The following is a 21,837-nucleotide window of genomic DNA, read 5'->3' as shown; positions in this document are numbered from 1 at the left end:
GGGGAGCGTTCATTCGGACGTGGGCGACAAGGGGGGATTCGGTTGCGCAATCGTGCATATGGTAAGCGTTTCGCGGGCGGACTGCCGGCGTTGCTGCTGGCCGCCGGCGTCCTCGCCTTGCCCGCCCAGGCCGACCTTTACACCTACTACGACGCCACGGGTGCCCGCGTGATTACGGACCAGCGCCCCGAGGGCATCGAGTACGAGACCGTGCCTTCGCCCCAGCGTCCCGGCACCTCGGCCAGGCAGAGCGGAACGGCTTCGGGCGGTAGCTGGTCGCCCAGCGAGATCTTCGTGTTCGAGGGCCCCGACGGCCAGCGCCTGGTCACCAACCAGCGGAGCCAAAACGCCAACATGAACCTGATCGCCACCTACGGCCGCCCAACCGCGCGCGCACGCTGCGGCGAACGTGCCCGCCAGGCCCTGGCCAGTGGTGGTGGCGAGTTCGCCGAGCTGATCCGCGCCGCCGCGGGCCACAATGGTGTGGACCCGGCCCTGGTGCAGTCGGTGATTCACGTCGAGTCCTGCTTCGACCCGGAGGCCGTCTCGCGGGTGGGCGCGCACGGCCTGATGCAGCTCATGCCGGCCACCGCGGCCGATCTGGGTGTAACCGACCGCTTCGACCCGGCCCAGAACATCCACGGGGGCACACGCTATCTGGCCGAGATGCTGCAGCGTTTTGACGGGGATCTGGACCTGGCCCTGGCCGCCTACAACGCCGGGCCCGGGGCGGTGGAGCGTCATGGCGGCGTACCGCCATTCCCCGAAACCCAGACCTACATCCAGCGGGTACGGGCCCAGTACGGCTCGGGTAACGGGATTCGCTAGAAAGACGCCCTGCGTAGCGGGCTAGTGGTGGAGAATCAGCGCCGCTCGCGCCCGCAGTTCCAGCACTGGGTGAACTGCGGCTCGATCCGCTCGCCGCAACGCGAGCACTTCCATTCCTTCCCGTCGTGCTCCGGCTCGCCTTCCAGATACTCCACGATCAGCTCGCGGGCCTGCTCGGCCTGGGCCTCGTGCACCACCATCACCCGTCCCCAGCACTCGGTCGGCGGGATCTCGCCCGCGGCGCCATAAAGCCCGGCCTGGGCTACATAGGCGGGGATGCCGGCCTCCTTCAGGAGGTTCTCGATAAACCCGGCCATGACCGGGTCGGCAGCGGTGTAAACGGTACGCATGATCCGACCCTAGCAGTCAGTACGTCCTATTGCACCGTGCCCTGGTTGGCCGCCTGGAAGTATTCCATGGCCTTCTGAATGGCGTAGAACGGGGCCTCGTCGAGGGCCTCGCGGGTGTGCGGCTCGTGGACGTCGGCGTGGTACTTGCGCATCGCGAGTACGTGGATCGGCAGCTCGCGCGCAAACATCGGGTTGTCGAAATTGAAGAACTGCCCCAGGCCCAGCACCAGGTTCTTGCGCTCCTCGGCCTCCAGTGCCTCCGGGCTGACCGCGACATCCGGCAGCTGGCCGGCCTGACCGGTCACGGTCACGATGATCTCGCGGTCGCCGTCAGCCGCGGCCGGGCGTTCCTCGTCACCGGTGATCAGCTTCAGATCTTCCGACAGGTCCAGGTAGCCCTTCGCCAGGATGTGGCCATGCGGCTGGAATACCTTGCTGGACATATTCACGGCCCACAGCTCCAGGGCCTCCTTCAGCTGCTGAGCCGTCTGTGTCTCGCCAAGGGCAAACAGCTGCTGGGCGTAGAGGATGTCCCATACCCAGACCTGGCCGTACTCCGGCAGCTCTTCGTCCTCGCCCGCGGTCACGGACACGCGCTGAATTTCGGGCTCGTCCGCCGCGCGGGCATGCAAGGTGATCGTAAAACTGGCCAAGGCGCTCTCTCCTGCCGACGATGGACCGGCCATCGCGTAAATGCATCAGCGCCCCAGTATAACGAACACCCCGCACAGCACTCGGTTCTTCCACGCCGGCCGGGGCCTTGCCGCCAACGGCCATCGCACCTGTTAGCTGGCCATACGCGGGCGCTCGGCATCCACGGGTTGTCCCAGCCGGGCCTCCAGGTCCGCCGCGCGCCGCGCCAGGGACCCTGACACCGCGAACCCCGCCAGCACGCCGTCGGCATGAAACTCCAACTGGCGACCGGAGGGGGTGGATTCGGTCTCGACCCAAGCGCCCCGAGCGACGTCGCGCGGCGGACACACGTTCAGGGGCAGACTCGCCGTCTTCACCTGGACCGTACCCGGCCCGGGCACGTACTCCGTCACGTCGCCACCGAGGGTTCGAGCCAGCACCGCCGCCTGGTCGCGCAGCGTCTCCACGTACGGGCGCAACCGGCCGGCAAACTCGCAACCGTCGCCGAGGGCAAAGATCGCCGCATCGGACGTGGCCAGTTGTGCATTCACGCGGACCCCGAGGCCGCAGTCCAGACCAGCCGCCCGGGCGATGTCGTTCTGACCCTCAAGCCCCAGCGCGGACAGCACCACCGTCGCCTGGACCGGTTCGCCGTCCTGCAGCTCGACGGTCGTGCCCGGCCCTCCCTTGTTCAGACAGGCGACACTGGTGCCCAGACGCAAATCGACACCACGCTTCTCCAGGGCTGCGGCGAGGTCCTGGCTCATGGGCGACGGCAACAGTCCCGCGAGAGGCTGTTCGGCACACTCGATCAGTGCGACCGGGAAACCTCCCCTGGCCAGGTCATCGGCCAGCTCGCAGCCCACCAGACCCGCCCCAATGATGGCCACCGGGGTCTCGGCCGGGCTCTTTCCCGGCGCTTCCAGTGCCTCGCGCAGCAGACAGTAGTCATCCAGGGTATTCACGGACAGCGGGGCCGCCGCATCGCCCGGAAAATCGATGCGGCGCGGCCGGGCACCGGTGGCCAGCACCAGCTGGCCATAGGGTATGCCCCCGCGTGCCGTGATCACACGCTGGCGGTCACGATCGATACCCAGCACGCGCAGAAACGGCATCAGCTCCACACCCAGACGCCCCGCGCGCTGCTGCCCGCCCTCTTCGACCAGTTCGTCGAGCGCGGTCTCGCGGCCAAACGCGTTCGACAGGCGGGGCTTGGTGTAATAGTCGCCACTGTCTGCGGTAATCATGCGGATGGTGCGGCGCGGGTCCTGCTCCCGCAGGCGCTCGGCCAGGGCCCAACCGGCCATGCCGGCACCCACGATCACGACTGCGTCGGGGTCGTCGCCGCGCGGGCCACTCCAGGCGCTTGCGGCGGAGACCGCGTCGGTGGACTCGGCCCGCGGCTCGAAGGGACTGAAATCCGCCTTGGTCACGTTGCAGTCCGGGCAGTACCAGTCGTCGGGGATGTCCTCGAAGCGGGTACCCGGCGCGAGGCCGGAGTCGGGGTCACCCTTCGCCTCGTCGTAGATGTAGCCGCAGACCTTGCAGATATAGCGTTTGTAGTCGTCGGTTTCAGTAGTCATCACGCGGCCTCCAGGGTGTCCAGAATCGCCTGCAGCTTCGGATCCAGCTCCGCACCGATGGTGTCGAGCTCAGGGCTCGCCCAGGGCTTGAATACCTCCCGCGCCGAGCGCGTGCGTATGCACAGGGCATCGCCCTCATCCGATACATGGATGCGCAGCGGGATATCGATTCCGGCGCCCTTGCAGGCCTGCCACACGCGCACCGCGTAGCTCGGGTGAAAGACCTCGAGGATCTGGTCGGTAGGGACCTCGACCCCGATCTTTGCCGCATTGGCCTGGCCGTTGATGTGCGAGACCAGCTTCAGTCCCTGGGCTTCGATCGCCTGCTTCAGCCGTTCCACGGCGGTCTCGGGGTCCAGTCGGGTGGTGGTTTCCAACATGGGGATTCCTTGCATTCGGGGCGCGGTCCCGGCTTCACCGGGGCTGCGCGGGTTCGAGGGGCACCGGTTCAGTGGGCGTGGATCCGTGCAAGCTCCTTGCGCAGGTGCTTGATCGCGGGCGTCACAATCGCGACGAAGTACGACTCGCGCAGCTTGCGCTGGGCCGCCGCGTCCGCCTTGTAGCCCCGCGCGCCGCAGTGCAGCAGGGCCGACTGCGAGGCGCGCAGCGACAGCTCGGAGCCCGTCAGTCGCATCTGCAGCACATCGGCAAAGAAGCGCTCGGAGTCATCGAACGGTGTCTCCGACAGCGCGTAACAGGCACTGCGGGCATCCGCCAGGGCCTCCTCCAGCTCGCCGACCTGGTCATCCAGATAGCCATTCACGTGCGCGAGGGTCTCGTTGGACTCGCGCATGGTCTCGATGCAGCCATCGATCAGGCCCAGCCCCATGCCCATCTGCAGCAGCACAAAACCGGGGCGAATGCGGCGGATGTACTCCGGCAGAGGGTCCGCAAGGATATGGGCATCCGGCACGAACACCCGGTCGAAGTGGCAACCGAAGGTGCGCGAGCCCTCCAGCGCGGTGAACTCGGGGCAGGCCGTCAGGCTGAAACCGGGATCGGCACAGTTGATCAGCGCCATCAACGGACGCGGGTTGGCATCAGTGGTACGGAAGATCGCGCCGAAATAATGGTCCTCGCCCAGGTTGGACACCCAGGGCAGCGCGCCGGAGACGATATAGCCGCCATCGACGCGCTCGGCATTCAGCTTCAACTCCTCGATGTTGGCGAACCACTTCATCGGATTGGACAGAGCGGTCGCGCCCAGCGCCTCGGCATTGGCGAGCTTCGGCAGGGCCTCGCGCTTGAGCACGTCGGAGTCACTGTTCTCCGCGTACCAGGCGCAGGCGTTCTGGCACCAGGCCACAAAGCCTGTGGTCATACACTCGGCCGAAATCACCTCGGTCGCGCGGATCGCGCCGGCAATGTCCGTCGTACCGGTCGCGTTCTGGCTGGCCAGGTGGCGATTGAATGCGCCGAGGCGACCCGCCTCGCGCAGGAAATTCTCGGGGTAGACGCCCTCGCGATCGATGCGGGCGGTTAGCGGCGCGAGTTCGCGTTCCACCAGCGCCTTCAGCGGGGCATCGGCGTCCGCCGGCCCTGCGGCCGGCGACACCCCCGTCTGTTCGTCAGTACGGGTCTGCAACATGGGTTCTCTCTCCCGTTCGGGATGGCAGGTGGTTCAGGCCAGCTCGACGCTGACACCAACCGGGTTGCGCATGGTGTTGGCCACGGGCGACCAGAAGTCGGCATGGGCCACCAGCTCTTTCAGTTGCTCCTCGCTGGCATCTCCCTCCAGGTGCGCCTTCACGCGGATATCGGTGAAGCCGAGGCGCTTGTTGACGTCGGTATCGCCCACACCCCACACGGCGGTCACGTTGATGTCGCCCTCCAGCGTCAGTTCCAGCTTGGTCAGCGTGATGCCGCGGTCGATGGCGTTGGCGTGCATGCCGACCGAAAGACAGGCGCCCAGGCTGGCCAGTACCGCCTCGGAGGGGTTGGGGGCGGTGTCGTCACCCAGCAGGTGCGGCGGCTCGTCGATCACATGCGCATCCAGATCGCGCACGTAGGTCAGGTTGCGGAACTTGCCCTCGCAGACCGTGGTGGCCTTCAGAGTGACGATGCTTTCCGGATTGGCCTTGCCCTTGGCAGCCAGATCGTTGAGACCGTTCTGGTCGATCGGCTCCAGCGCGTTCATGGACAGGGTGGTGGTGGCTTCGGCAGTGGACATGGTGTAGCTCCTCTCGATGGTTGGCGGTCAGGGCCACCGGCTGTGGTGACCATCCCGGATCGCGCCGGGTCGACCATCGCAGTGCAGAAGCTGTGCCAACCACCGAAAAACGGCTTCATGAAGCGATTTCCACCTGAACACGACAAATTGACCAACCATCCGGGCCGGACGATTTGTCCGCTTTGTCGCCCAAGCCGGACACTTTGTCGTCTTTGTCCGCGACACGCCGGACGCCCCGGGCCGTTCGACACCCACAGATTCCCCACCCCCGCCGTGATTCAAGACCTGCGGAACGGCTCCACGTCGCCGTTTATCAGAGGGCCCGGGAATCCTCGGGCGATCACACCGCGAGGTTTGGCACGCCCCTTGTAAGGACACCTGTGAACGCGCCGTCCACCGGGCGGCACATGAACGCAGGCTTACGAGGGAAATGCCATGGGCGCCGCCATCTCCATCGACTACATCACCCACCACTATCCGGGTCAGGAAGATCCGACCCTGAAGGACATCGAGGTCACCGTCGCGCCGGGCGAGACCGTCGCCCTGATCGGCCAGAGTGGCTGTGGCAAATCCACCCTGCTGCATATGCTCGCCGGGCTGCTGCTGCCCAGCGACGGCTGCGTGCGCATCAACGGCCAGCAGGTCATCAAGCCCAGCCCGCGCTGGAACATGATGTTTCAGAAGCCTTCGCTGTACCCCTGGATGACCGTGCGCAAGAACGCCTCTCTGGGGCTGATTTTCCAGGGTCGCCGGAAAGGTCTGAAGGAGCGCATCGATCAGCTCCTGGACACGGTGGGCCTGGCGGACAAGGCCGAGGTCAACGTGCAGTCGCTCTCGGGGGGGCAGCAACAGCGCGTCGCGCTGGCCCGCAGCCTGGCGACGGACCCGGAACTGCTGCTGCTGGACGAGCCGTTCTCCGCACTGGACGCCTTCACCCGTGTTGCCCTGCAGGACGAGGTCACGCGCCTGGCACGTGAACGCGGCATCTCGGTGGTGTTTGTCACCCACGACATCGACGAGGCCGTCGCAATGGCCGACCGCGTGCTGGTCATGGGCTCCAACCCCGGCACGATCACCGCCGAGCTGAAGGTGGAACTCCCCTACCCCCGTGATCGAGCCAGCCATCAGTTCGTGGATCTCAAGAGCGAGCTCATGGAGTTCTTCGGCGCCACTCGCCACCCGGGCGGCTCCGGGGTGCAACCCCGCGCTGAATCCGAAAGCGAATCCAGCCGTCGTCAGGCGCGAATCCGCGCGGCCTGAATACCCGCAACCAACCGATACCCGTCGTCCCCGTCATCGCCAAAAAAGGAACCACCGTCATGTGCAACTGCGACCACCACCACGATATCGACCGCGAGCTCGACCAACTGCTGTCGACCAATTTCTCGCGGCGCAACTTCCTGCGCACCGCCGCCGTCGGCGGCCTGGCCGGCACCGGTCTCGCCCTGCCGGGGTCGCTGTTCGGCGCCGAGCCGGATGGCCTGGAAGAGCCCGAAGGGATCACCCGTGACTTCGACGGCGTGGTGCGGATCGGCTACATCCCGATCACCGATGCCGCCGCGCTGCTGGTGGCCCACTCCGAGGGCTATTTCGAGGACGAGGGCCTGGAGGTCGCCGATCCGACGCTGATCCGGGGCTGGTCGCCGCTGATCGAGTCCTTCGCGGCCAACCGCTTCAACCTCGTGCATCTTTTGAAGCCCATCCCCCTGTGGATGCGCTATCAGAACGATTTCCCGGTCAAGATCATGTCCTGGGCCCATATCAACGGATCGGCCGTGGTCACCGGGCGCCACGTAGAGGTCAATGACTTCTCGGATCTGGGCGGCAAGAGCGTTGCCGTGCCCTACTGGTACTCGATGCACAACGTGGTGATGCAGATGGCCCTGCGCGACGCCGGTCTGACCCCGGTGATCCGCGACCAGGGGGCGGCGCTGGAGTCGCACGAGGTCAACCTGATGCTGATGCCGCCGCCGGATATGCCGCCGGCCCTGGCCGCGCGCTCTATCGATGCCTTTATCGTGGCCGAGCCCTTCAACGCGGCAGGCGAGATGCTGGCCCACGGCAACCTGCTGCGCTTTACCGGCGACATCTGGAAGAATCACCCCTGTTGCGTGATCTGCATGAACGAACGCCTGACCAACCGCGAGCCGGAATGGACGCAGAAGGTCATGAACGCCGTGGTCCGCGCCCAGGGCACCATCCAGGAGGACAAGAAGGCGGTCGCCACCCTGCTCTCGCGTGACGGCAAGGGCTACCTGCCAATGCCAGCCGGTGTCGTCGAGCGGGCCATGACCAACTACACCAACGACTCCACCTACACCGACAGCGGCGCGATCCGCAACGCCGACTGGGGCAACGGTCGCATCGACTTCTCGCCCTGGCCCTATCCGTCCGCGACCAAGTATCTGGTCAGCGCGATGAACGAGACGCTGGTCGGTGGCGACACCACCTTCCTCCAGGACCTGGATCCCGATTTCGTGACCGAGGACCTGGTGAACTACGAGTTCGTCAAGAAGGCAATGGAGAAGCACACCGCCTGGCACGGCGCGCCCGGCGTAAACCTCGATTCGCCGTTCGAGCGCGAGGAGGTGATCGCGCTATGAACCGCGAAGCCACGATGAACGAGCTGAACCCGGCCCTGGAACGGATGATCCCGTTCCTGCGGCTGGCGGATCAGGTCCGGCGCCGGGTGCAATACCCGGCGGTGGGCATCGCCGGGCTTTTCGCCCTGTGGTGGTGGGGCGGCTGGCTGATCGCCAATAACGAGGACACGATGGCGTTCGCCAGCTTTGCCCCCGGCCCGACTCTCACGGCGTTCTGGGACCTGGTCAGCTCCGGCAACGTCTGGAAACCGATCGAGTCCAGCCTGTACCGCGTGGGCTGGGGCCTGTTCTATGCCATCGCGATCGGCGTGCCGATGGGCGTGATGATCGGCTACTTCCTGACGCTGAAGCAGATCACCCATGTGCCATTCCAGTTCCTGCGCATGATCTCGCCGCTGGCCTGGATGCCGATTGCGGTGCTGGCCTTCGCCACCTGGGACGGGGCGATCATCTTCCTGATCGCGATCGCCGCGATTTGGCCGATCACCTATGCCACGGCCCATGGCGTCCAGCGCATCGACCCGATGTGGCTGAAGGTGGGCTCCAACCTCGGGGCCAACCCGATCCACACCCTGCGCTACATCGTGATGCCCGCGATCGCCCAGGATGTGTTTGCCGGCATCCGCCTGGCGGTAGGTGTGGCCTGGATCGTGCTGGTTCCCGCCGAGTACCTCGGCGTGACCTCCGGGCTGGGCTATGCGATCAACGATGCCCGCGACACGCTGGAGTACGACAAGCTGGCGGCCTTCGTGCTGGTGATCGGCATCATCGGCTACATGCTCGACGCGATCTGCGTGCGCCTGATCAAGCGCAGCAGCTACCACGCCGAGAGCTAGATTTAGCAAGTCGCAAGCCTCGCCGCGGTGCAATACACGCCCCGCGGCGAGGCAGACAGCACCACAACAGACCACAAAACCGCCTGCCAGCCCGCCTTACGACAGGAAATACGGGCTGGCAGGCTTTCTGCATATACCCACCCATGGCACTGCACTCGCTTTCCGAACCGGCTGCACCCGACCTGGCCACCCGCGAACAGGAGATCACCCTGTTGCTGGAGGTGGCCAAGCTGATGGGCCGTTCGGGCGATCCCGACGCCGCGATCTACCGCATCCTTGGGATGATGTCGCAATTGCTGGGGCTGAACCGGGGGCGCGTACTGCTGCCGGACCCGGACACCGGCAAGCTCCGTATCCGCCATGCCTACGGGCTGACCGATGCCGAGCGCGAACGGGGCCGCTACAGCCTCGGCGAGGGTGTGACCGGGCGCGTGATGAAGACCAGCCAGATCGCGCTGATCCAGGATATCGACAACGAGCCGGAGTACCTGGCCCGCGCGATCGACCGCGCCACCCTGCCGCAGGAGACGGTCGCCTATATCGCCGTACCCATCGTGCAGGACGAACACGCGATCGGTGTACTTGGCGTGCACCGCCTGCGCCGACGCTCGCGCCAGTTCCAGGACGACCTGAATGTGCTGCGCGTGATCGCCAGCATGATCGGCCAGGTCCTGCGCATTAACCAGCTGATCGCCGAGCGCACCGCCGAACTGGTATCGGAAAACCGTTACCTGAAAAGTGCGCTGGATACCCAGGGCGGGCAGTACGGCATCCTCGGCGAGAGCCCCGCCCTCAAGCATGTGCTCAAGCAGGTGCACCGCATCGCGGATACCCAGGCCACGGTCCTGATCACAGGGGACTCGGGGACCGGGAAGGAGAAGGTCGCGCGCATGATCCACCGGATCAGCCAGCGCAACGCCCGCCCTTTCATATCGCTTAACTGCGCGGCCATCCCGGCCGACCTGCTGGAGTCGGAGCTGTTCGGCCACGAAAAGGGGGCATTCACCGGTGCCAGCAGCGCCAAGACCGGGAAGATCGCGCTGGCCGACGGCGGCACGCTGTTCCTCGACGAAATCGGCGACATGCCGGAGGCGTTGCAGTCGAAGATCCTGCGCGTGCTGCAGGAGCGCGTGGTCCAGCCTATCGGGGGCAATCGTGACATCCCGGTGGACGTGCGCATCGTGGCCGCCACCCACAAAAACTTGCAGGCGGCCGTCAACGCGGGCGAGTTCCGGCTCGACCTGTTCTACCGTCTGAACGTGATCCCGCTGCACATGCCCGCCCTGCGCGACCGGGCCAGCGACATCCGCCTGCTGACACGACACTTCCTTGACCGTTTCACCCACCTGCACGGCTGGAACGTGGTGCTGGACGAACGCGTGCTGGAACGGCTTGAGGCCTTCGACTGGCCGGGCAACATCCGTCAACTGGAGAACGTGCTGGAACGCGCCGTTCTGCTCTCCAGCGACGGCCGCATCACGACGGCACTGATCGACGAGATCCTGCACGAGGAATCGCGCATCAGCCCCCACGAGCCCACTCGAACCCCCGCCGAGGCGGCTGCCCCGCCAGCGGTCAATCCCGCACCCCTGGCGCCCAACGATGACGCACAGCGCACCAGCGTGGTGCGTCCCTACCAGCGTGTCCATGCATCCGAGGCCGAGCGTCTGCTGCGCGCCATCGAGCAATCCAGCGGCAACAAGACACGTGCCGCACTCGGCCTGGGGCTGACCCCGCGCCAGCTACGCTACCGCCTGAAAAAGCTCGGCATAGAAGTCACTTAGAAGCGATCAAGACGATTAATAAGGACACTTTGTCCACTCTGTCCAGAGTGTCGACCAAGTGTCGTCAGATACCTCCCCGCCAACTCCCACAGGTCGTCGTTTCCCTTCTTGGCATGGCTTCTGCAAAGCCTCAGGCATGGGCGGCGCAACCGCCCCGATTTGAATCCGTCCACCCAGGAGAACATCGCCATGCCGACCAAGAGCCTAAGCGACCCGTTTGACGCCAATTCGGACCTCCGCCACGACAGCGCCTGCCGCCACGGCCATCACGGCCCGGGCCAGTGCAGCTGCTTCGACGCGGCCGACCCCAACCTCGAACGCCGAATGGACAACGGCGAACTCGCCGCAACCGAGCCTCACCACGCCGAGAAGAAGGCCCAGGACACGCTGGACGAAGAGGCCCTGATCGACCGCGCGGTCGAGAGCGCGGTGGTGCGCGGAATGTTCGGCCACAACGAGATCAACCGGCGGCGCTTCCTGCAGATGCTGGGTGGCGGCACCCTGGCCGCGGCGCTGGGTTCGGTTATGCCACTGGACAAGGTGAAAGCCGCCATCAAGGACGGCGGACCGCTGGAGAAGACCAAGCTGCGCGTCGGCTTCGTGCCGATCACCTGTGCCACGCCGATCATCATGGCCCACCCGATGGGCTTCTACGAGCGCTATGGCCTCGATGTGGACGTGATCAACACGGCGGGCTGGGCGGTCGCGCGCGACATGTCGCTCTCGGGTGAATACGACGCCTCGCACATGCTCTCGCCGATGCCGCTGTCGATGACGATGGGCACCAGCTCGTCCAGCCGCGAGCACTTCATCATGCCGGCGATCGAGAACATCAACGGTCAGGCGATCACCCTGCACAACAAGCACAAGGACAAGCGCGATCCCAAGGACTGGAAGGGCTTCCGCTTTGCGGTCCCGTTCGAATATTCGATCCACAACTTCCTGCTGCGCTATCTGGTCGCGGAACACGGCCTGGACCCGGATCAGGACATCAGCATTCGCGTGATCCCGCCGCCGGAGATGGTCGCCAACCTGCGCGCCGAGAACATCGATGGCTATCTGGCGCCCGACCCGTTCAACCAGCGCGCGGTCTGGGACGAGATCGGCTTCATTCACATGCTGACCAAGGAGATCTGGGACGGGCACCCCTGCTGCGCCTTCGCCTGTTCGGCCGCCTGGGCCGAGGAACACCCGAACACCTTCGGGGCGCTGTTCCGTTCACTGATCGATGCCACCCAGTACTCGTCCGACCTCGACAACCGCGCCGAGATCGCCGAAGTCATTTCCTCTCGTTCCTATCTCAACCAGCCGGAGCCCGTAGTCCGCCAGGTGCTGACCGGCCGCTACGCCGACGGCCTGGGAGAGGTGAAGGAAGACCCACACCGGATCGACTTTGATCCGTTCCCCTGGCACTCGATGGCGACCTGGATCCTCACGCAGATGAAGCGCTGGGGCTATGTGAGTCGCGACTTCGACTACAACCGGCTCGCCGAGGATGTCTTCCTCGCCAGCGAGTGTGCCGAGGTGATGAAAGAGCTCGGCTACGAACCGCCGAGCGACACTTACAAGAACTTCGAGATCATGGGGAAGGTGTTCGACTACACCGATCCGGAAGGCTATCTCGAAAGCTTCGAAATGCGCAGGAGCTAAGCCATGTTGAGCAATCTCAACTTTCGAGCCGGGGTACTTTCGGTTGTGATCCTGCTGTTCTTCCTGGGCGTGTGGCAGTTGGCCACCGCCCCGGAGGTCCTGATGATCCAGGAGGAAGAACTCAGCGAGTACGAAATGCTGACCGGGGGCGGCGGGCAACGCGGCTCCAGCGGCATCCCCGCACCGTCCGAGGTGATCAGCCACGCCGTTTCCGAGCTGAGCAACCCCTTCTACGATGCCGGCCCGAACGACAAGGGCATCGGCATCCAGCTGGGTTACTCGATCTATCGCGTCCTGCTGGGCTTCTTCCTGGCCGCGCTGATCGCCGTCCCGTTCGGCTTCGTGATCGGCATGTCGCCGCTTCTGAACAAGGCCTTTGACCCGTTCATTCAGGTGCTCAAGCCCATATCGCCTCTGGCCTGGATGCCGCTGGCCCTGTTCGTGATCCGTGACTCGAACATCTCGGCGATCTTCGTGATCTTCATCTGTTCGATCTGGCCCATGCTGGTCAACACGGCCTACGGCGTCGCATCGGTGCGCAATGACTGGCTGAACGTGGCCAAGACCCACGAGCTGTCCAAGGTGCGCACGGCATTCACCGTGATCCTGCCCGCCGCGGCCCCGACCATCCTGACCGGGATGCGCATCTCCATCGGCATCGCCTGGCTGGTGATTGTGGCCGCCGAGATGCTCGTAGGCGGCACCGGCATTGGCTACTACATCTGGAACCAGTGGAACAACCTCGACCTGGCCAGCGTGATCTTCGCGATCGTGATGATCGGCATCATCGGGTTCCTGCTGGATCTCAGCCTCGCCCAGGCCACCAAACTCGTGCGCTACGCCGACTGACGTCGGCGCAGCCCAACCAGGAGTACAACCATGAGCAAGGGCTTCCTCGAAATCGAGAATCTGAGCCAACGCTTCCCGCAGCCCGACTCGGACGACCTGATGACGGTCTTCGAGGGGGTGGATCTGGAGATCCAGAAAGGCGAGTTCGTCTGCCTGATCGGCCACTCCGGCTGCGGCAAATCCACCATCCTGAACGTGCTCGCCGGCCTGGCCTCGCCGACCGACGGCAACGTGATCATGGACAACAAGGAGATCAAGGGTCCGAGCCTGGACCAGGGCGTGATCTTCCAGAACCACAGCCTGCTGCCCTGGCTGTCGGCGCGCGACAACGTAATGTTCGCGGTGCGCGCCCGCTGGCCCAACTGGAGCAAGCAGAAGCGTCTGGAACATGCCGAGAAGTATCTGAAGATGGTCGGGCTGGACCACGCGATGGACCGCAAGCCGTCACAGCTCTCCGGCGGCATGCGCCAGCGCGTCGGCATCGCACGCGCCTTTGCGATCGAGCCGAAGCTGCTGCTGATGGACGAGCCGTTCGGGGCACTCGATGCCCTGACCCGCGGCGTGATCCAGGAGGAGCTGCTGAAGATCTGGCAGGAGACCCACCAGACGGTATTCATGATCACGCATGACGTCGACGAGGCCATCCTGCTGGCCGACCGCGTGCTGCTGATGACCAACGGCCCGCACGCCAAGGTCGCGGAGTCGGTGAAGATCGACATCCCGCGTCCCCGCGAGCGCGCCACGCTCCACCAGCACGAGCACTACTACAAGATCCGCAATCACCTGGTGGACTTCCTCGTACACCGCGCGAAGGACATGTCCCTGGAGGCCCAGCAGGAAGCCGCTCAGGGTATGGATCCGCGCCACGAGCCACGCCATGTCAATCCGGCGAAGCCCTCGGAGTCCGCCGCGCCACAGGAGCGGGCCGCGATCCGGGCCGTTTGAACACCCTTATCCACTAACACGACCAAGAGGACTTACCCGATGAGTCTCAGCAAGACCGCCATGACCACCACCATCCTCGAGGCCAAGGAGAACCGCGGTAGCACCTGGGCCGCGATCGCCGAGGCCACCGGCCTGCACGAGGTTTATGTAACCTCCGCCTGCTATGGCATGAACCACCTCGAGGCGGACCAGGCCGAGAAACTGGCGAGCTTCCTCGGCCTCGGGCCCGAGGTTGCCCAGGCGCTGCAGGCCTTCCCGCACAAGCACTGGGACAAGACCATCCCGACAGACCCGGTGCTCTACCGCTTCTACGAGGCGATCAACGTCTATGGCGACACCATGAAGGCGCTGATCCACGAGAAGTTCGGCGACGGCATCATGAGCGCGATCGACTTCACCATGGATATCGACAAGGTCGAGGACCCGAAGGGCGACCGCGTCAAGATCACCTGGAACGGAAAATTCCTGCCCTACAAGAGCTGGTAGTCCGCCCGTGCGCCCTGCCGCCGACCCGTGGCGGCGGGGTCCCTCCCCTTGCACCGCACTCGCCCGCCCCCATGCGGCATTCCCCCAGATCGAGTAGGCTCTTGCCATGTTCTGGCCACGACCCCTGCTCTCCTCGCTGCTGGCGCTGCTGACCGCTGTTGCGCCCGCCCTGGCCATCACCGATACGCCCGACGTGCATACGATCGGGGTCCTCGCCTTCGAAGACCTCGAGGCCACCGAGGCGCGCTGGCAACCCACGGCCGACTATCTGAGCGAAAGCATCTCCGACGCCGCGTTCCGGATCCGTGCGCTCGACTACGCTGACCTCAATCGCGCCGTCGAATCGGGGGAGCTGGACTTCGTACTGACCAACACCGGACACTACGTGCGGCTGGAGGCGCAGCAGGGCATTACCCGGCTGGCCACCCTCATCGGGAGCGAGCAGGGCCAACCGGTCCGCCAGTTCGGCGGCGTGGTCCTGGTACCCGCCGGGCGCGAAGACCTGCAGACCCTGCCCGACCTGCGTGGCCAGCGCCTGCTCGCCGTAGACCAGGACTCGCTGGGGGGGTGGCAGGCCGGCCATTTCGAACTGCATCGCGCCGGGATCGACCCGTTCGAGGATCTCGAATCGCTCACCTTCACCGGGATGCCGCACCGCCTGGTGATCGACGCCCTGCTTGCCGGCGAGGCCGACGCCGGGATGGTCCGTACCGGGCTGCTGGAATCGCTGATAGAAGCGGGCGAGATCCCCTCGGATGCCCTTCGAGTACTGCAGCCGCGCGAAACCGCCGAATTCCCGCTGGCCCACACGACCCGGCTGTACCCGGAATGGCCCTTCTCGCGTCTGGACCACACCCCCGATGCAATCGCGGAGGCGGTCACCATCGCCCTGCTGCGCCTGCCGGCCGATCACCTCGCGGCCAGCGCAGGCGGCTACCACGGCTGGTCGGCCCCCCTGTCCTACACCCCGGTGCACCAGTTGTTCGAGACGCTGGGCCTGCCGCCCTACGAACCGACGCTAGTGCTGGATCTCCGCGCGCTCCTGGAGGCCCGCCCGGAGATCCCGCTGGGGTTTCTGCTGGCCCTGCTGCTGCTTTCGACGCTGGCCGTGGTGCATTACCGCCGGCTGAACGCCCAGCTGGCCCTGGAAGTTGACCAACGGCGCGAGGCGGAATCGCGCCTGCGCGCGCACGAGGCGCGCCTGGCCTATCAGGCCGGCCACGACCCGCTGACCGGGCTGCCCAACCGCGTATTGCTGCACCAGCGGCTGGAGAGCGCCATGGCCGAGGCCCGGCACCAGAAGGACCGAATAGCAGTGCTGTTCATGGATCTCGACCGCTTCAAGACCATCAACGACAGCCTGGGCCACGCGGTCGGGGACGAGCTGTTGCAAATCCTCGGAGAGCGCCTGAAAGAGCGCTTCCGGGCCCAGACCGTGGCACGCATCGGCGGGGACGAATTCATCGTGGTGCTCGATGACATCCGCGACCGGCCCGATGTCGAGGCACGCGCCCGCGAACTGCTGGAGCTGATCGCGGAGTCCTTCGCGGTCGGGGGCTGGCGCGACCTGCAGGTGGGCGCGAGCATCGGCATCTCGCTTTTCCCCGACCATGCCAGGGATGCCGGAGAGCTGATCACTCAGGCGGATGCGGCGATGTACGAGGCGAAGGATGCCGGCCGCAATACGTTCCGCTTCTACAGCCATTCGATGACCGAGGCGGCGAGCCGCCGCCTGGAGATCGAGAACCGCCTCCGCCGGGCCCTGGCGCAGGACGAGCTCGAGGTCTTCTATCAGCCACAGGTACGGATGGCCACCGGCCGCATCACTGGGGTCGAGGCCCTAGTGCGCTGGCGCGACCCGGAAGAAGGCCTGATCTCTCCGAACGTGTTCATCCCGGTCGCGGAAGAGACCGGCCTGATCGGGGCGGTCGGCGACTTCGTGCTGGAGCAGGCCTGCCGCCAGGTGATCGAGTGGGACCGCTCCGGACACTCTCCGCTCGAGGTCTCGGTCAACCTGTCCGGACACCAGATCGCCGCGCCCGGCCTGCCGCGCCGGATTCGTCAGGTACTGCGCGACACGGGCCTGGAACCGCGCCGTCTGACCCTCGAGATTACCGAGAGCACCCTAATGCACCAGGCCGAGGCCACCCGCGGCACACTGGAACAACTGAAATCCCTTGGCGTATTGCTGGCGATCGACGACTTCGGCACTGGATATTCGTCGCTTGCCTACCTGAAGGAGTTCGCGATCGACATCCTGAAGATCGACCAGACGTTCGTGCGCGACCTGCCGGAGGACCGCAACGACGTGGAACTGACCATGGCGATCATCAGCATGGCCCACAACCTGGGGCTGGACGTGCTGGCGGAAGGCGTGGAGACCGAGGCCCAGCGGAGCTTTCTCGCCTCGCAGGGCTGCGATGCCTGGCAGGGCTACCTGACCACGCCCCCCGTGCCCCCCAAGCGAGTGATCGAGCTGGTGCAGTCCAGCCACCCTTCGAGCGCCCGCCAAACCGGAAGCTGAAACGAAAAAAGGCCTGCGTCTGCAGGCCTTTTCTCTGATGTATTGGTGGAGCGGAGGAGGATCGAACTCCCGACCTTCGCATTGCGAACGCGACGCTCTCCCAGCTGAGCTACCGCCCCAATCAAGGCGCGCATTCTACCAACTCCCGACGAGCGCGGGAAGAGACAGTCGCGTAATCCCTGCCCGTCGCCCTTGCCCAGGCTGACCAAGCGGCGTTCCTCGCCCATCCCGGGTGCCAGCACGGGCCCGGAATCGGGTGGAAAACGCGATGCCTAGCACCTTTTTCAGCCGTTGTCCGACCACACGTGCCATTTTCGTGGTGCAGGTCACGTCAGACACGCTTAGACCTGATCTAGTCTTAATGTATGTTAGAAGTACGTCGGAAATCCGTCGTAGCTACCGTCTCTTCAAGGAGGCGTCTCTGCCGCATGGTCTGCCGAGACATTCACAACTTTCAGCTGCAGTCCGATCCGGAATGAGTCTCTCTGTCCGCATATTGGGCGCTAGTGGCGGCATCGGCCCCAACCGTCGCACGACATCGATTCTGATCGACGAAGATATCCTGATCGACGCCGGCAGTGGGGTCGGTGACCTGACTCTGGGCGAATTACAAAAGGTCCGTCACGTATTTCTGACCCATTCGCACCTCGACCACATCGGATTTCTGCCGATGCTCGCGGACATGGTGTATTCACCGGACGCGCCCCCCATCCAGATCCATGCGCTACCGGCCACCCTGCAGGCCCTGCGCGAGCATGTGTTCAACTGGGTGATCTGGCCCGACTTCACCTGTCTCCCCTCTCCCGAGCGGCCCCTGCTGCAGTTTCAGGCGATTCAGCCGGGGCAGCAGGTAATGATCGGATCGCGCGAGATTCATATCCTGCCTGCGCTGCATACGGTGCCCGCCGTGGGGTACGGCGTGATGCACAACGACGGCATGGGCTTCGCGTTCACCGGAGACACCTCGTCTTCCGGGGCCCTGTGGGATGCCTTGAATACCCTGCCCTATCTGGACTTGTTGATGATCGAGTCCGGGCTGCCGGACGAAATGGACGGCATGGCCGAGCTGGCCAAGCATTACACCCCGCATCGTCTTGCGGACGACCTGGAGGCGCTCCATCACCAGCCACGGATCGCCATCACACACCTGAAGCCCGGACATGAATCCGCCATCCGCCGGCAGCTCCAGCAGTCGCGGCATGCGAGCCGGATGGTGCTACTGGAAGGCAGCGAGCGGTTCGAACTGCATGCCCAGAACCGGGCCCTCAAGGTCGGATAGGCTCTCAGCCGCAACGCCCGGCCTGCATCCGGCCATTCCCGTTCCCTCACCGTCACACGGCTGTAACATCTCTGTTATCTAATGCAGGGCATCCTGAACTCGGGAATGGGTCATGGCTGTAAAGATACTGCTGGTCGAGGATGACACCGCAATCCGCGAAATGCTCCAGCTGCCGTTGCACAAGGCCGGATACGCGGTGCGCGAGGCGGGCGATGTGCGCACTGCCAAGGCCCTGCTGCTGGAAGATCCCCCCGATCTGATCCTGCTCGACTGGATGCTGCCGGACACGAGCGGCCTCGATTGGGCGCGCACGCTAAAGGCCAGCCCGCTCACCAAGGACATCCCGATCATCATGCTGACGGCCCGCGGCGAAGAAGAAGACCGCGTGCGCGGGCTGGATGTGGGTGCAGACGACTACGTGACCAAACCGTTCTCGCCACGCGAACTGGTTGCCCGCATAAAGGCGGTGCTGCGGCGTACCGCGCCGATCACCAGCGAAGAGCCGGTGGAAGTCGAGGGTCTGCGTCTGGAACCGGTCTCGCACCGCGTGAGCGGCAACGGCGAGGCCCTGTCGATGGGCCCGACCGAATACAACCTCCTGCACTTCTTCATGACCCACCAGGACCGCGTATTCACCCGCGGCCAGTTGCTGGACCAGGTCTGGGGCACCAATGTGTACGTCGAGGAACGCACCGTGGACGTGCATATCCGGCGCCTGCGCAAGGCGCTGGCGCTGACCGGGCATGACCACCTCGTGCAAACCGTACGCGGATCGGGGTACCGTTTCTCGCAGACTCCCTGACCGCGGCTGGCGCCGCGAGCTCCAATCACCCCACTCGGTCGTCCGATGCAATCACGCAACCCCTGGCCCGGTGTCATCGCGGGAACCCTGCTGGTCGGTGTCCCGATCGCGCTGCTCGGCTGGAGCATGGGGCAGTTCTGGGCCACGATCGCGTTCCTGCTGGGGGCGGCGCTGTTCTGGAACCTCTCGCACCTGTTGTTGCTGGAACGCTGGCTGCGTCAGGGTGGGCGCAGCGAACCACCGGATGTGCGCGGGCTTTGGGGGCTGGCCTTCGACCATCTCTACCGCCGACGCCGGCGCCACGAACATCGCGTCCACCGGCTGCGCCAGTACCTCGAGCGCTACCGCGACTCGGCACGGGCGATGCCGGATGCAGTCGTGGTCCTGAATGACGATCTGCGCATCGAGTGGCTGAACGAGATGGCCACCCGGCTGCTGGGACTGAACTGGCCGGAGGATGAGGGCCAGCGCATTACCCACCTGCTGCGCTATCCGGCATTCATCACGTTCATGGAGAGCGCGCGCACCACGCCGGGCAGCGTGACCACGCCCTCCCCGCTGCACGACGACCAGCAGCTGGAGTTCCGTCTGGTGCCCTATGGCGATGCGCAATTCCTGCTGCTGGCGCGGGACACCACGCACCTGCACCGCCTGGAAGTGATGCGGCGCGACTTCATTGCGAATGTCTCGCACGAGCTGCGCACGCCGTTGACCGTACTGTACGGAGTTGTGGAAACGCTGGAAGACGAACTGGCGGACCAGCCGGACAAGGCGCGCTCGGTCCAGCTGCTGCGCGAGCAGTCCGAACGCATGAAGCTGCTGGTCGACGACCTGCTGACCCTCTCCCGCCTGGAGACCGGCAGCCCGCAGGGCCCGCCACAATGGGTCGACGTCGGGGCCATGCTGGACACGCTGAAAGGCGAGGCGGAACTGCTCTCCGGCGACCAGCGCCACCGTATCGAGATCCAAGCGCAGGACGGGCTCGAATTGCAGGGGACCGAGAACGAACTGCGCTCGGCCTTCGCCAATCTCATCTTCAATGCGATCAAGTACACCCCTGCGGGCACCCGCATCGAGGTCCGCTGGAAATCCGACCCGGACGGCGCGCGACTCAGCGTAATCGACGAGGGACCGGGGATCGCCCGTCATCACCTGCACCGCCTGACCGAACGCTTCTACCGGGTGGACGCCGGCCGCGACCAGCGCCGCGGCGGAACCGGGCTCGGACTGGCCATCGTCAAACATGTGCTCGCGCGACACGGCGGCCACCTGGAGATCGACAGCCAGCTCGGTCGCGGCACGCGCTTCACCTGCCTGTTCCCCCTCTCGATCACCCGCACCAAGCCCACCGAGCCCGCCAAAAACTAACGCCCTGCGATGTCACACGGCTGTCATGTCCCCGTCACAGGAGCGTCAACGCGGCTCCGCATAATCCCCCTCCAAGGTCGCTTGAAGTGACCTTGCAAGAATTCCATTCAAGGGGAGATTCCCATGTTGTTGAAGCGCAGCATTCTGGCCCTGGCCACCGCCACCGCAATGGCCGTTACGCCGTTTACCGCCTCCGCCGAAGTCGATGCCGACATCCCGGCCTACGAGGCGGTCTCCGGGATTTCCGGCAACCTGTCGAGCATCGGCTCCGACACCCTGAACAACCTGATGACGCTGTGGGCCGAGGAGTTCCAGAACTTCTACCCGAACGTCAACGTCCAGATCCAGGGTGCCGGCACCTCCACCGCGCCGCCGGCCCTGACCGAGGGCACCGCCGACTTCGGCCCGATGTCGCGCATGCCGCGTGACAGCGAGCATGCCGAGTTCGAAGAGCGCCACGGCTACGAAATGACCGCCGTCCCGGTCGCGATCGACACCATCGCGGTGTACGTGAACCGCGACAACCCGATCGAGGGCCTGACCCTCGAACAGACCGATGCGATCTTCTCCTCCACCCGCCGCTGCGGTGGGGCCGAGGATATTACGCGCTGGGGCCAGGTCGGCCTCGACGGTTCCTGGGAAAACCGCGACATTACGCTCTACAGCCGTAACGCGGTCTCCGGCACCTATGGCTTCTTCCGCCAGCACGCCCTGTGCGATGGTGACTTCAAGGATTCGGTCAATGAACAGCCCGGTTCCGCCTCGGTGGTCCAGGGTGTCTCCGAGTCGCTGAACGGCATTGGCTACTCCGGCATCGGCTACATGACCTCCGGTGTTCGCGCCGTCCCGCTGGGCGAGAACGAGGGCGAGTACTACGAGCCGAACGCGGACAACGCCTCCTCCGGCGACTACCCGCTGGCCCGCTTCCTCTACGTGATGGTCAACAAGCACCCGGAAGACGGCCTGACCCCGCGCGCGGCCGAGTTCCTGAAGATGGTGCTGTCGAAGGAAGGCCAGGAAGTCGTGGTGCGTGACGGGTTCATCCCGCTGCCGGCCGCCGTGGCCGAACGCGAGCGCAAGAACCTCGGTCTGGAATAACCCAGGCCTCGCGCCGGCCATCTCCGGATGGCCCGAACCGGGTCCCTCG

The 21,837-nt window shown here is 65.3% G+C and carries 20 protein-coding genes and 1 tRNA gene; 14 read left to right on the top strand and 7 right to left on the bottom strand.

What is annotated here, in order from left to right; translation table 11 throughout:
• The first annotated feature begins 42 nt into the window (after positions 1-42).
• Positions 43-828 carry a lytic transglycosylase domain-containing protein gene (locus F468_RS0112265; RefSeq protein WP_018995273.1) on the top strand — a complete coding sequence of 262 codons (786 nt, stop codon included), beginning with the start codon at positions 43-45 and terminating at the stop codon, positions 826-828.
• Between the two features lie 35 nt (positions 829-863).
• On the opposite strand, the gene F468_RS0112260 is transcribed toward F468_RS0112265, so the two are convergent.
• The 6 genes from F468_RS0112260 to F468_RS0112235 form a co-directional block, all read right to left on the bottom strand.
• The gene (locus tag F468_RS0112260; protein ID WP_018139100.1) at positions 864-1,178 is read right to left on the bottom strand and encodes a DUF2007 domain-containing protein; all 315 of its coding nucleotides are present in this window, start codon (positions 1,176-1,178) and stop codon (positions 864-866) included.
• A gap of 26 nt (positions 1,179-1,204) precedes the next feature.
• Positions 1,205-1,831, bottom strand: coding sequence for a hypothetical protein (locus F468_RS0112255; RefSeq protein WP_018995272.1), 627 nt, complete (start codon positions 1,829-1,831; stop codon positions 1,205-1,207).
• Between the two features lie 132 nt (positions 1,832-1,963).
• Positions 1,964-3,394: an FAD-dependent oxidoreductase gene (locus tag F468_RS0112250; RefSeq protein WP_018995271.1), complete on the bottom strand. Its 1,431-nt coding sequence runs from the start codon at positions 3,392-3,394 to the stop codon at positions 1,964-1,966.
• Positions 3,394-3,774, bottom strand: a complete 381-nt coding sequence (locus F468_RS0112245; RefSeq protein ID WP_018993580.1) for a DUF302 domain-containing protein — start codon at positions 3,772-3,774, stop codon at positions 3,394-3,396. The genes F468_RS0112250 and F468_RS0112245 overlap by 1 nt, the downstream gene beginning before the upstream one ends.
• 68 nt (positions 3,775-3,842) lie before the next feature.
• Positions 3,843-4,982 carry an acyl-CoA dehydrogenase family protein gene (locus tag F468_RS0112240; protein WP_018139104.1) on the bottom strand — a complete coding sequence of 380 codons (1,140 nt, stop codon included), beginning with the start codon at positions 4,980-4,982 and terminating at the stop codon, positions 3,843-3,845.
• A gap of 33 nt (positions 4,983-5,015) precedes the next feature.
• Entirely contained in the window at positions 5,016-5,564 is a 549-nt protein-coding gene (locus tag F468_RS0112235) for an OsmC family protein (protein ID WP_012982379.1), read from the bottom strand.
• 435 nt (positions 5,565-5,999) lie between these two features.
• On the opposite strand from F468_RS0112235, the gene F468_RS0112230 reads away from it, so the two are divergent.
• The 9 genes from F468_RS0112230 (at position 6,000) to F468_RS0112190 (ending at position 17,241) form a co-directional block, all read left to right on the top strand.
• Positions 6,000-6,824 (top strand): ABC transporter ATP-binding protein, encoded by an 825-nt coding sequence (locus tag F468_RS0112230; RefSeq protein ID WP_018139105.1) that lies wholly within the window; start codon positions 6,000-6,002, stop codon positions 6,822-6,824.
• A gap of 59 nt (positions 6,825-6,883) precedes the next feature.
• Positions 6,884-8,167, top strand: a complete 1,284-nt coding sequence (locus F468_RS0112225) for an ABC transporter substrate-binding protein (RefSeq protein WP_018139106.1) — start codon at positions 6,884-6,886, stop codon at positions 8,165-8,167.
• Positions 8,164-9,003 carry an ABC transporter permease gene (locus F468_RS0112220; protein ID WP_018139107.1) on the top strand — a complete coding sequence of 280 codons (840 nt, stop codon included), beginning with the start codon at positions 8,164-8,166 and terminating at the stop codon, positions 9,001-9,003. The genes F468_RS0112225 and F468_RS0112220 overlap by 4 nt, the downstream gene beginning before the upstream one ends.
• A gap of 143 nt (positions 9,004-9,146) precedes the next feature.
• Positions 9,147-10,787, top strand: coding sequence for a sigma-54-dependent Fis family transcriptional regulator (locus F468_RS0112215; RefSeq protein ID WP_018649369.1), 1,641 nt, complete (start codon positions 9,147-9,149; stop codon positions 10,785-10,787).
• Between the two features lie 189 nt (positions 10,788-10,976).
• Complete coding sequence (locus F468_RS0112210; RefSeq protein ID WP_018995270.1) at positions 10,977-12,437, top strand: ABC transporter substrate-binding protein; 1,461 nt, start codon at positions 10,977-10,979, stop codon at positions 12,435-12,437.
• Positions 12,438-12,440: 3 nt separating this feature from the next.
• Entirely contained in the window at positions 12,441-13,286 is an 846-nt protein-coding gene (ntrB, locus tag F468_RS0112205; RefSeq protein WP_018139110.1) for a nitrate ABC transporter permease, read from the top strand.
• Positions 13,287-13,316: 30 nt separating this feature from the next.
• Entirely contained in the window at positions 13,317-14,231 is a 915-nt protein-coding gene (locus F468_RS0112200; protein ID WP_018995269.1) for an ABC transporter ATP-binding protein, read from the top strand.
• 39 nt (positions 14,232-14,270) lie between these two features.
• A complete protein-coding gene (gene cynS / locus F468_RS0112195) occupies positions 14,271-14,717 on the top strand; it encodes a cyanase (RefSeq protein WP_018649366.1) in 447 nt (148 codons plus the stop codon).
• Positions 14,718-14,823: 106 nt separating this feature from the next.
• A complete protein-coding gene (locus tag F468_RS0112190; RefSeq protein ID WP_018995268.1) occupies positions 14,824-17,241 on the top strand; it encodes a bifunctional diguanylate cyclase/phosphodiesterase in 2,418 nt (805 codons plus the stop codon).
• Between the two features lie 43 nt (positions 17,242-17,284).
• Here the strand turns inward: F468_RS0112190 and F468_RS0112185 are convergent.
• Positions 17,285-17,360: transfer RNA gene (locus tag F468_RS0112185), tRNA-Ala, on the bottom strand.
• 356 nt (positions 17,361-17,716) lie between these two features.
• Between F468_RS0112185 and F468_RS0112180 the strand changes: the two genes are divergently transcribed.
• The 4 genes from F468_RS0112180 (at position 17,717) to F468_RS0112165 (ending at position 21,788) form a co-directional block, all read left to right on the top strand.
• The gene (locus F468_RS0112180; protein ID WP_038049255.1) at positions 17,717-18,520 is read left to right on the top strand and encodes an MBL fold metallo-hydrolase; all 804 of its coding nucleotides are present in this window, start codon (positions 17,717-17,719) and stop codon (positions 18,518-18,520) included.
• A gap of 112 nt (positions 18,521-18,632) precedes the next feature.
• On the top strand, positions 18,633-19,322 hold the full coding sequence (gene phoB, locus F468_RS0112175) for a phosphate regulon transcriptional regulator PhoB (RefSeq protein WP_018995266.1): 690 nt from the start codon (positions 18,633-18,635) through the stop codon (positions 19,320-19,322).
• 45 nt (positions 19,323-19,367) lie between these two features.
• Positions 19,368-20,690, top strand: a complete 1,323-nt coding sequence (gene phoR, locus F468_RS0112170; RefSeq protein WP_018995265.1) for a phosphate regulon sensor histidine kinase PhoR — start codon at positions 19,368-19,370, stop codon at positions 20,688-20,690.
• 123 nt (positions 20,691-20,813) lie between these two features.
• Positions 20,814-21,788, top strand: coding sequence for a PstS family phosphate ABC transporter substrate-binding protein (locus tag F468_RS0112165; RefSeq protein WP_018993584.1), 975 nt, complete (start codon positions 20,814-20,816; stop codon positions 21,786-21,788).
• Positions 21,789-21,837: the final 49 nt, after the last annotated feature.

This window comes from Thioalkalivibrio sp. ALJ2, assembly GCF_000378325.1.
Classification (GTDB): Bacteria; Pseudomonadota; Gammaproteobacteria; order Ectothiorhodospirales; family Ectothiorhodospiraceae; genus Thioalkalivibrio.
The sequence above is the reverse complement of the archived record's forward strand: the minus strand, read 5'-3'. Positions and strand labels throughout refer to the sequence as shown.

What these genes read in the sequence shown, in the direction of transcription:
- F468_RS0112260 (WP_018139100.1), bottom strand. Translation starts at nt 1,178, where the DNA reads ATGCGTACCGTTTACACCGCTGCCGACCCGGTCATGGCCGGGTTTATC.
- F468_RS0112250 (WP_018995271.1), bottom strand. Translation starts at nt 3,394, where the DNA reads ATGACTACTGAAACCGACGACTACAAACGCTATATCTGCAAGGTCTGC.
- F468_RS0112245 (WP_018993580.1), bottom strand. Translation starts at nt 3,774, where the DNA reads ATGTTGGAAACCACCACCCGACTGGACCCCGAGACCGCCGTGGAACGG.
- F468_RS0112240 (WP_018139104.1), bottom strand. Translation starts at nt 4,982, where the DNA reads ATGTTGCAGACCCGTACTGACGAACAGACGGGGGTGTCGCCGGCCGCA.
- F468_RS0112235 (WP_012982379.1), bottom strand. Translation starts at nt 5,564, where the DNA reads ATGTCCACTGCCGAAGCCACCACCACCCTGTCCATGAACGCGCTGGAG.
- F468_RS0112230 (WP_018139105.1), top strand. Translation starts at nt 6,000, where the DNA reads ATGGGCGCCGCCATCTCCATCGACTACATCACCCACCACTATCCGGGT.
- F468_RS0112225 (WP_018139106.1), top strand. Translation starts at nt 6,884, where the DNA reads ATGTGCAACTGCGACCACCACCACGATATCGACCGCGAGCTCGACCAA.
- F468_RS0112220 (WP_018139107.1), top strand. Translation starts at nt 8,164, where the DNA reads ATGAACCGCGAAGCCACGATGAACGAGCTGAACCCGGCCCTGGAACGG.
- F468_RS0112215 (WP_018649369.1), top strand. Translation starts at nt 9,147, where the DNA reads ATGGCACTGCACTCGCTTTCCGAACCGGCTGCACCCGACCTGGCCACC.
- F468_RS0112210 (WP_018995270.1), top strand. Translation starts at nt 10,977, where the DNA reads ATGCCGACCAAGAGCCTAAGCGACCCGTTTGACGCCAATTCGGACCTC.
- ntrB (WP_018139110.1), top strand. Translation starts at nt 12,441, where the DNA reads ATGTTGAGCAATCTCAACTTTCGAGCCGGGGTACTTTCGGTTGTGATC.
- F468_RS0112200 (WP_018995269.1), top strand. Translation starts at nt 13,317, where the DNA reads ATGAGCAAGGGCTTCCTCGAAATCGAGAATCTGAGCCAACGCTTCCCG.
- cynS (WP_018649366.1), top strand. Translation starts at nt 14,271, where the DNA reads ATGAGTCTCAGCAAGACCGCCATGACCACCACCATCCTCGAGGCCAAG.
- F468_RS0112190 (WP_018995268.1), top strand. Translation starts at nt 14,824, where the DNA reads ATGTTCTGGCCACGACCCCTGCTCTCCTCGCTGCTGGCGCTGCTGACC.
- F468_RS0112180 (WP_038049255.1), top strand. Translation starts at nt 17,717, where the DNA reads ATGAGTCTCTCTGTCCGCATATTGGGCGCTAGTGGCGGCATCGGCCCC.
- phoB (WP_018995266.1), top strand. Translation starts at nt 18,633, where the DNA reads ATGGCTGTAAAGATACTGCTGGTCGAGGATGACACCGCAATCCGCGAA.
- phoR (WP_018995265.1), top strand. Translation starts at nt 19,368, where the DNA reads ATGCAATCACGCAACCCCTGGCCCGGTGTCATCGCGGGAACCCTGCTG.
- F468_RS0112165 (WP_018993584.1), top strand. Translation starts at nt 20,814, where the DNA reads ATGTTGTTGAAGCGCAGCATTCTGGCCCTGGCCACCGCCACCGCAATG.